This is a genomic window from Exiguobacterium sp. BMC-KP (genome assembly GCF_001275385.1).
Taxonomy (GTDB): Bacteria; Bacillota; Bacilli; order Exiguobacteriales; family Exiguobacteriaceae; genus Exiguobacterium_A.
The window spans coordinates 214,151-223,200 of the sequence record NZ_LGIW01000013.1 but is presented as its reverse complement, the minus strand read 5'-3'; the positions used below and the strand labels follow the sequence as shown (position 1 = coordinate 223,200).

Here is a 9,050-nt window from a genome sequence, read left to right as displayed (position 1 = left end):
GAGGCCTTGTTCTAGCAGATGCATTGTTGATGACTTCAGTTTTGAGGGCGCGAGCCCGTCGTCTGGTGACGATAGCCAAGTGGTCACACCCGTTCCCATGCCGAACACGGAAGTTAAGCACTTGAACGCCGAAAGTAGTTGGGGGCTTCCCCCTGTGAGGATAGGACGTTGCCAGGCAAACGGTGGTTCTGGAGCATACGCTCAAGGGCCGCCGCTTTTTTGTGTCTTTTTGTAGAAAGACATGTATCTACTTTAATGAAGGGACTGAACAGGGATATGGCGAAAAAAACGAAACTACGCGTAGCCGTCGAAGAGAACGAGACGATTGGTGCTTGTTTGGATCGTATCGATGCCATGGGATACCGCCCGACGGTCCGACGAGAAGAGCCGATCTTTGGATTAGACGCCAATGGCGAACCATATCCAATCCGTCAACAAATCGTCTTCGATTGTAAAGTGAAAGAAAGCGAATAACTACGTCGCGAGCATCCTCCAAGATAACTGGAGGGTGCTTTTTTTTGTTTGAACGCGTCTGAGGTATATCAAAAAAATAAACTCCGAATGGACACGAGATGAAATCAGAAAAACAGCTTTTAAAACCGAACGATAAATTTTCAGACAATTAAATTGTTCGTCTTTGGTTGACGCCTTGGGATGGACTTGTTAAGATGAAGTCGTGACAGGATGATTGAATATAAACACCTCGTATAATAGCAGGGATATGGCTTGCAAGTTTCTACCCAACGACCCTAAATCGTTGGACTATGGGGTATATGGATGTTCGTCGATATTTCTTTGGCGTACCTTTTTATACCCTAAGCCACCCTTTTAGCTGTGGTTTGGGCTTTTTTTATGTACAAAGGAGGAAACAGCGATGGGAAATATAGAAGTCGGCGTCATCATGGGAAGTCAATCGGATTGGGAAACGATGAAACATACATGTGATGTGTTGGAGCAACTCGAGATTCCGTTTGAGAAGAAGGTCGTCTCCGCACATCGGACACCGGATCTAATGTTTCGTTATGCTGAGTCAGCACGTGAACGAGGATTAAAAGTCATCATTGCTGGTGCAGGCGGTGCCGCTCATCTACCAGGCATGGTCGCTGCTAAAACGACCTTACCGGTCATCGGTGTTCCTGTGAAGAGTAGAGCACTACAAGGAATCGACTCCTTGCTCTCAATTGTTCAAATGCCAGGTGGTGTGCCGGTCGCAACGGTTGCCATCGGAGAAGCAGGCGCGAAAAACGCTGGATTACTAGCTGCTCAAATTTTGTCGATTCAAGATGAACGGCTTGCCCGCAAGCTTGATCATATGCGTGTTGAACTCGAAGGGGACGTCATTGCATCCGGAGGGAACCTACTATGAAGCGAATCGGAATATTAGGTGGCGGTCAACTCGGTCGAATGATGGCACTGTCCGCCCGTGAGATGGGCTTTGAGATTCTGACGCTTGATCCAACAGACAACGCACCGTGTGCGCAAGTGGCGGATCAACACATTCAAGCGGCTTTCACGGATGTTGAAGCAGCGAAGCAACTTGCAGCTGAATCGGATGTCGTCACCTACGAATTCGAGAACATCTCGACGGAAGTCGCTGAAGCGATCGGAACGAAATTGATTCACGGAACCGATCTCCTCTTTCAAACGCAACATCGAGTACGAGAAAAAGAGATGATTGAACGCATCGGACATTCCGTCGCTCCATACTACCCGGTGACAGATTCTTCTGATTTAGAAGAAGCGAAGCAACAACTCGGATTACCATTCGTCTTGAAGACAGCACGATTCGGATACGACGGAAAAGGACAGACCGTCATTCGGACGGAAGAAGAGTTCCAAGCGGCAATCGAACAATTCGAACCGACTGAGTATGTCGCAGAACAATGGTTACCGTTTGATCAGGAAATTTCCGTCATCGTGACTCGAAGCGCAACAGAGACTCGCGTTTTCCCTGTTAGCGAGAACATTCATCAGAAGAACATTTTGCATCTATCGATCGTACCGGCTCGCATTTCGGAATCGCTCGAACAAGAAGCGATTGCTCTCGCTGAATCGATCGCGGATGCTGTCGGGCTAATCGGTACACTCGCCATCGAGTTGTTCGTCGTTGGATCTCGACTGATCGTCAATGAGCTAGCACCCCGACCACACAATTCGGGTCACTATTCAATCGATGCTTGCGAAACATCCCAATTCGAGCAACATATCCGTGCCATCAGTGGTCTCCCACTCGGTGATACCCGTCTGACGACACCGGTCGTCATGGCGAACATCCTGGGTCAGCATGTCACAGCATTATACGAGGAACTGCCGAGACTAAACGCTCGGACGAAAGTTCACTTATATGGAAAAGCAGAAGCCAAGACAGGTCGCAAGATGGGACATTTAAACATCCTTGCGGACACCGTCGACGATGCTTTGGCAGAAGTCGAACGCCTGTCGATATGGAAGGAGACAGTTCAATGATCGAACGGTATACACGTCCTGAGATGAAAGCGATCTGGACCGAACAAAACAAATTTGAGGCTTGGTTAAAAGTCGAGATTCTTGCATGTGAAGCATGGAGTGAACTAGGAGTCATCCCGAAAGAGGACGTTCAATTACTTTGGGACAATGCCTCTTTTGATGTCAACCGGATCCTTGAAATCGAGCAAGAGACACGCCATGATGTCATCGCCTTCACGCGTGCCGTCTCTGAGACGCTCGGAGAAGAACGCAAATGGGTCCACTACGGATTAACGTCAACGGACGTCGTTGATACAGCACTTTCGTATCTGTTAAAACAAGCGAACGATATTCTCGCTGCGGATCTCGATCGTTTCATCGACATATTAAAAGTCAAAGCGAACGAACATAAATATACGGTCATGATGGGACGCACACATGGCGTACATGCAGAACCGACGACGTTCGGTCTGAAACTAGCGCTTTGGTATGAAGAGATGAAACGGAACAAGGTTCGTTTCGAAGCAGCGCGTGAGACGGTCGAATACGGCAAGATGTCAGGTGCCGTCGGAACATTCGCGAATATCGATCCGTTCATTGAAAAGTATGTCTGCGAAAAATTAGGGACGAAACCAGCACCGGTTTCAACACAGACGTTACAGCGGGATCGTCATGCACACTATATGTCGACGCTTGCTCTGATCGCGACATCGATTGAAAAAATGGCAACGGAGATCCGCGGTCTACAAAAGACAGAAACGCGTGAAGTCGAAGAATTCTTCGCTAAAGGTCAAAAAGGATCATCGGCGATGCCGCACAAGCGGAATCCGATCGGCTCTGAGAACATGACAGGTCTTGCCCGAGTCATCCGTGGACACATGGTGACAGCGTACGAGAATGTCTCACTCTGGCACGAACGCGATATCTCGCACTCTTCGGCAGAACGCATCATTCTCCCGGACGCAACAGGACTACTCAACTACATGTTGAATCGTTTCGGAAACATCGTGAAGAACTTGACAGTCTTCCCGGAAAATATGAAGCGGAACATGGACCGGACGTTTGGGGTCATCTTCTCGGGACATGTCTTACTCGCTTTAATCGAAAAAGGCTGGTCACGTGAAGCAGCGTATGATTTCGTTCAACCGCGTGCGATGCAGGCGTGGGAAGAGCAAATCATGTTCCGTGACTTATTGTGGCAAGAACAGGACATTCAACAGCTTTTCACAGAAGAAGAGCTCGATGCTTGTTTCGATCCGACGTACCATACGAGTCGTGTCGATGAAATTTTTGAACGGTGTGGCTTGAACTAATCAACCTGAGACGGGGCACTTGCCCCGTCTACATCTTAGGATCATGGGGGACGAAAGCGATGCAACCACTTTATGAAGGAAAAGCAAAACGATTGTACACGACGCAGGAGCAGGATGTGCTCCGGATCGTCTATAAAGACGAGGCCACGGCATTCAACGGCGAGAAAAAAGAAGTATTTGCTGGAAAAGGCGAATTGAACAACCGATTGACGAGTCATTTCTTTGAAATCCTCGAACAAGCGGGCATTCCGACACATTTCATTGAGCGTGTCTCGGAGCGCGAACAGCTCGTACGTCGTGTCACTATCATTCCACTCGAAGTCGTCGTCCGAAACGTCGTCGCGGGAAGCTTGAGTAAACGGCTCGGTATCGAAGAAGGTACAGTGCTCGAAGCACCAATCGTTGAGTTCTACTATAAAGATGATACGTTAGGCGATCCACTCGTCACCTCATCACACATCAATTTACTGAAGATTGCGACTTCAGAGGAACTAGAAGAGCTGTCGGACAAAGCACTTCGCGTGAATGAAGTCTTGCAACCTTACTTCCGTCAAAACGGAATCACGTTGATTGATTTTAAATTGGAATACGGCAAAACGGCAGATGGAACGATTCTACTGGCTGATGAGATTTCACCTGATACATGCCGCTTGTGGGATCAGGAAACTGGAGAACATCTCGATAAAGATGTCTTTCGACGCAATATCGGTTCACTGACAGAGACATACCAAACACTATTCAATCGCCTAGGGGGAAACACACAATGAAAAAAGTCATCGTATCGATCGCATTACGGGAAAGCATTTTAGATCCACAAGGAGTTGCTGTAAAAGGCGGATTACAACAGCTTGGTTTTACCGGTGTCGAGAGTGTCCGAATCGGAAAACAGATTGAACTGCTCGTTGAAACGGAAACGACAGAAGCGATGATTCATGAGATGTGTCAAAAACTACTCGTTAACACGGTGATGGAAGATTACCAGATTACGATCGAAGAGGTGACGCCAGCATGAAGTTCGCGGTCATCGTCTTTCCGGGATCGAACTGTGATTTAGATATGTACCATGCGGTTAAGGATGCGCTCGGAGAAGAAGCTGAATACGTCTTCCATACCGAAACCTCACTTGAAGGCTATGATGGTGTCCTGTTACCGGGTGGCTTCTCTTACGGAGATTACCTCCGTTGCGGTGCGATCGCACGCTTCTCACCAATCATGGAAGAAGTCAAACGCTTCGCGGCAGAAGGGAAAACGGTCCTCGGGGTATGTAATGGATTCCAGATCCTTGTCGAAGCGGGGCTCTTGCCAGGTGTCTTACACCGGAACAATGGCTTGAAGTTCATGTGTCGGACGGTCGAACTGAAGGTTGAAAATACGAAGACACGGTTTACATCGGATTATACGCCAGGCGAGACAATCTCGATTCCAATCGCACATGGCGAAGGCAACTACTACTGCGATGATGCGACTTACGCGATGCTCCAAACAAATGGGCAAATCGCCTTCACGTATGTCGACAATCCAAACGGTTCGCGCGGCGATATCGCCGGGATCACGAATAAAGCGGGTAACGTTCTTGGGATGATGCCACACCCAGAACGAGCAGTCGAGCTATTGACTGGCGGAACAGATGGATTGAAACTCTTTACTTCACTCGTCAAACAGGGGGCACATCATGCTAAAACAACAGTCTGAACCAACACCAGAATTGATTCAAGAGCAACGCGTTTATGCCACGATGGGCTTAAGTGATGCGGAATACCAGATGGTCGTCGATTTACTGGGACGCCAACCGAACTACACAGAAACAGGACTGTTCTCAGTCATGTGGTCTGAGCATTGTTCGTACAAGACATCTAAACCCGTCCTTCGTCAATTCCCGACGACTGGATCACGTGTCTTACAAGGACCAGGGGAAGGAGCAGGTGTTGTTGATATTGGCGATGAGCAAGCTGTCGTCTTTAAGATTGAAAGTCACAACCATCCATCCGCTGTTGAACCGTATCAAGGTGCTGCGACAGGCGTCGGCGGAATCATTCGCGACATCTTCTCGATGGGGGCACGCCCGGTCGCGCTCATGAACTCGCTCCGTTTCGGTCATCTCGGTACACCACGTGTCAATCAACTGTTCGAACAAGTCGTCGCTGGGATCGCGGGTTATGGCAACTGTGTCGGTATCCCAACGATCGGTGGCGAAATCGGATTTGATCGCTCATATGAAGGCAATCCACTCGTCAACGCGATGTGTATCGGTTTGATCAACCATGCGGATATTCAAAAAGGTCAGGCAAAAGGTGTCGGGAACTCAGTCATGTACGTCGGTGCAGCTACTGGGCGCGACGGCATCCATGGTGCGACGTTTGCCTCGGAGGATCTCGGAGAAGATACGGAAGCAAAACGTCCAGCTGTTCAAGTCGGTGATCCGTTCATGGAGAAGCTATTGATTGAAGCTTGTCTTGAAATCGTTGGTCATCCAGCACTTGTCGGGATGCAGGATATGGGCGCTGCTGGACTAACATCTTCTTCAGCAGAGATGGCTTCAAAAGCAGGCATGGGCATCGAGATGCATCTCGATGACGTCCCGCAACGGGAGACAGGGATGACTGCCTACGAAATGATGCTTTCAGAATCACAAGAGCGAATGTTACTCGTCGTCAAACGTGGGCGCGAAGCAGAGATTGAAGCAATCGTCAGCAAATGGGGACTCCATGCCGTTCATGTTGGAGAAGTCATTGAAGAGAAAGTCTTACGTTTGATCCATCATGGGGATATCGTAGCGGAAGTTCCGGTTGACGCATTAGCGGAAGAAGCACCAGTCTATGAAAAACCATCCCGCGTTCCTGCGTATTATGAAGAATTCCAAGCGATGGAAGAGACACTTCCAGTCGTCGAGGACGTTGTTGAGACATGGCGAGCACTACTTCGTCAGCCGACGATCGCTTCGAAACGCTGGGTCTACGATCAGTACGATCATATGGTCCAGACATCAACGGTCGTCGCACCGGGATCAGATGCAGCTGTCATCCGCGTTCGCGGTACGAACAAAGCACTCGCGATGACGACCGACTGTAACAGTCGCTTCGTCTACTTGGATCCATACGTCGGTGGACAGATTGCCGTTGCGGAAGCAGCCCGTAATATCGTCGCGAGTGGTGCGACACCACTTGCTATCACGGATTGTCTGAACTTCGGAAATCCGGATAAACCAGAAGGCTTCTGGCAGTTGCAGCAAGCAACAGCTGGTATGGCGGAAGCATGTCGTGTTCTTGAGACACCCGTCATCGGTGGGAACGTCTCGCTCTACAATGAGTCAGCTGGTCAAGCGGTTCACCCGACACCGGTCGTTGGAATGGTCGGATTACACGAGCAGACAGAATGGATTACGACACAACACGTCAAACAAGCAGGTGATCAGATTTATCTGTTAGGCGAAACAACAGCCGAGTTTGGTGGTAGTGAGCTTCAATATATGCAATTCGGTAAATCATTCGGTCGCGCACCACAAATCGATTTAGCAGTCGAACACGCACGCTTACAATTGTTACAACAAGCAGTACAAGCAGGTGAAGTCAATGCGATGCATGACGTTTCAGAAGGTGGTCTCGCGATCGCCCTCGCTGAGATGACATTTGGGACGAACCTCGGGTTGACGGTTCAGTTTGATGGACCAACGTTACACCTGTTCAGTGAATCGCAATCACGTTTCGTCGTTACTGTGCCACAAGCACACGCTGCAGCATTCGAACAACGGACCGGTGCTCAAGCGATCGGTGTCGTCACGAACGATGAGCTTCTTGTCATCGAGACGACAGACACACGGATCGAAGCAGACCGTTCGACCTTACAGGGAGACTGGGAAGGAGCAATCGCGTGTTATATGACATCAAAGGACTAAATGAGGAATGTGGCGTCTTCGGGATCTTCGGACAACCGAATGCAGCGCAACTCGCCTATTATGGCTTGCATAGTTTGCAACACCGGGGACAGGAAGGGGCAGGAATCGTCACGAGTGACGGCGACGACCTCTTCCCGCACCGCGGGCAAGGACTCGTGACAGAAGTCTTTTCGGAAGAGACACTGACAGATCTTAGAGGACATCACGCGATCGGACACGTCCGGTATTCGACAGCAGGGGGAAACACGCTTGAGAATACCCAACCGCTTCATTTCAAATCGCGGACGGGAGATCTTGCCCTCGCACATAACGGAAACCTCGTCAATGCCGATTCGCTGAAACATCTACTAGAAGCAGAAGGTGCAATCTTTCAGACGACGAGTGATACGGAAGTCGTCGCTCACCTTGTCAAACGTAGTAAGCTCGACACACTCGAAGACCGGATTGCTGATAGTCTCGCTCGTCTCGTCGGGGCGTTTGCCTTTCTGTTCTTAACGGAAGATACGTTATTCGTGGCGGTTGATCCACACGGACTTCGTCCACTGTCACTCGGGAAGACACCGGACGGCGGCATCGTATTTGCATCAGAGACATGTGCCTTTGATATCGTCGGTGCAGAGTTCATTCGTGATATTGAGCCGGGGGAGCTCGTGACGATCACAGAACAGGGTATGTCGTCTCGTCAATACATGGAACCACGCGAACGAGCAATGTGTTCGATGGAATATATCTACTTCTCACGTCCGGATTCAATCATTGATGGTGTCAACGTCCATACGGCCCGGAAAGCACTCGGGAAAAAGATGTATGAAGAAGCACCGGTCGAAGCAGACGTCGTTACAGGGGTACCGGATTCCAGTATCTCGGCAGCGATCGGTTACGCGGAAGCGAGTGGTATTCCGTATGAAATGGGATTGATCAAAAATCGTTATGTCGGACGGACGTTCATCCAGCCGTCACAGGAGTTACGGGAACGTGGGGTCAAAATGAAGTTGTCTGCGTTACGCGGCGTCGTACAAGGCAAGCGTGTCATCATGGTCGATGATTCGATCGTCCGGGGAACGACGAGTCGCCGGATCGTCGGTTTATTACGTGAAGCCGGTGCAACGGAAGTTCATGTTCGTATCACGGCACCACCGATTACGAATCCATGTTATTACGGGATTGATACATCGTCAAAAGACGAGTTAATCTCTGCCCGCTTGATGCCGGAAGAGATCCGTCAAGAAATCGGTGCTGATTCACTTGAGTTCCTAACTGTACCAGGGATGGTCGATGCAATCGATCGCCCATTTGAAGGACCATTAAAAGGACAATGTACCGCTTGCTTCACAGGAGAGTATCCGACACCACTCGGTTCGCTCGAGTTAGAAGCTAAACTTTGATAGATGGGGGAAGAA

The 9,050-nt window shown here is 49.6% G+C and carries 9 protein-coding genes, 1 rRNA gene and 1 riboswitch; all 10 genes read left to right on the top strand.

Annotated features, from left to right (window positions below):
* The first annotated feature begins 61 nt into the window (after positions 1–61).
* The 10 genes from rrf (at position 62) to purF (ending at position 9,035) form a co-directional block, all read left to right on the top strand.
* A 5S ribosomal RNA gene (gene rrf / locus ADM98_RS03930) occupies positions 62–177 on the top strand.
* Between the two features lie 99 nt (positions 178–276).
* Positions 277–474: an NETI motif-containing protein gene (locus ADM98_RS03925; protein WP_029340738.1), complete on the top strand. Its 198-nt coding sequence runs from the start codon at positions 277–279 to the stop codon at positions 472–474.
* A 209-nt stretch (positions 475–683) separates the two neighbouring features.
* A riboswitch (purine riboswitch) is annotated at positions 684–785 on the top strand.
* Positions 786–874: 89 nt separating this feature from the next.
* The gene (purE, locus tag ADM98_RS03920; protein WP_053452348.1) at positions 875–1,366 is read left to right on the top strand and encodes a 5-(carboxyamino)imidazole ribonucleotide mutase; all 492 of its coding nucleotides are present in this window, start codon (positions 875–877) and stop codon (positions 1,364–1,366) included.
* A complete protein-coding gene (gene purK / locus ADM98_RS03915; RefSeq protein WP_053452347.1) occupies positions 1,363–2,466 on the top strand; it encodes a 5-(carboxyamino)imidazole ribonucleotide synthase in 1,104 nt (367 codons plus the stop codon). The genes purE and purK overlap by 4 nt, the downstream gene beginning before the upstream one ends.
* Positions 2,463–3,758 (top strand): adenylosuccinate lyase, encoded by a 1,296-nt coding sequence (gene purB / locus ADM98_RS03910; protein ID WP_053452346.1) that lies wholly within the window; start codon positions 2,463–2,465, stop codon positions 3,756–3,758. The genes purK and purB overlap by 4 nt, the downstream gene beginning before the upstream one ends.
* A gap of 59 nt (positions 3,759–3,817) precedes the next feature.
* Complete coding sequence (purC, locus tag ADM98_RS03905) at positions 3,818–4,525, top strand: phosphoribosylaminoimidazolesuccinocarboxamide synthase (protein WP_053452345.1); 708 nt, start codon at positions 3,818–3,820, stop codon at positions 4,523–4,525.
* Positions 4,522–4,770: a phosphoribosylformylglycinamidine synthase subunit PurS gene (gene purS / locus ADM98_RS03900; RefSeq protein ID WP_023467069.1), complete on the top strand. Its 249-nt coding sequence runs from the start codon at positions 4,522–4,524 to the stop codon at positions 4,768–4,770. The genes purC and purS overlap by 4 nt, the downstream gene beginning before the upstream one ends.
* The gene (purQ, locus tag ADM98_RS03895; RefSeq protein WP_053452344.1) at positions 4,767–5,450 is read left to right on the top strand and encodes a phosphoribosylformylglycinamidine synthase subunit PurQ; all 684 of its coding nucleotides are present in this window, start codon (positions 4,767–4,769) and stop codon (positions 5,448–5,450) included. Before purS ends, purQ begins: the two co-directional genes overlap by 4 nt.
* Positions 5,431–7,650, top strand: coding sequence for a phosphoribosylformylglycinamidine synthase subunit PurL (gene purL / locus ADM98_RS03890; protein ID WP_053452343.1), 2,220 nt, complete (start codon positions 5,431–5,433; stop codon positions 7,648–7,650). The genes purQ and purL overlap by 20 nt, the downstream gene beginning before the upstream one ends.
* Positions 7,626–9,035 (top strand): amidophosphoribosyltransferase, encoded by a 1,410-nt coding sequence (gene purF, locus ADM98_RS03885; RefSeq protein WP_053452342.1) that lies wholly within the window; start codon positions 7,626–7,628, stop codon positions 9,033–9,035. The genes purL and purF overlap by 25 nt, the downstream gene beginning before the upstream one ends.
* Positions 9,036–9,050: the final 15 nt, after the last annotated feature.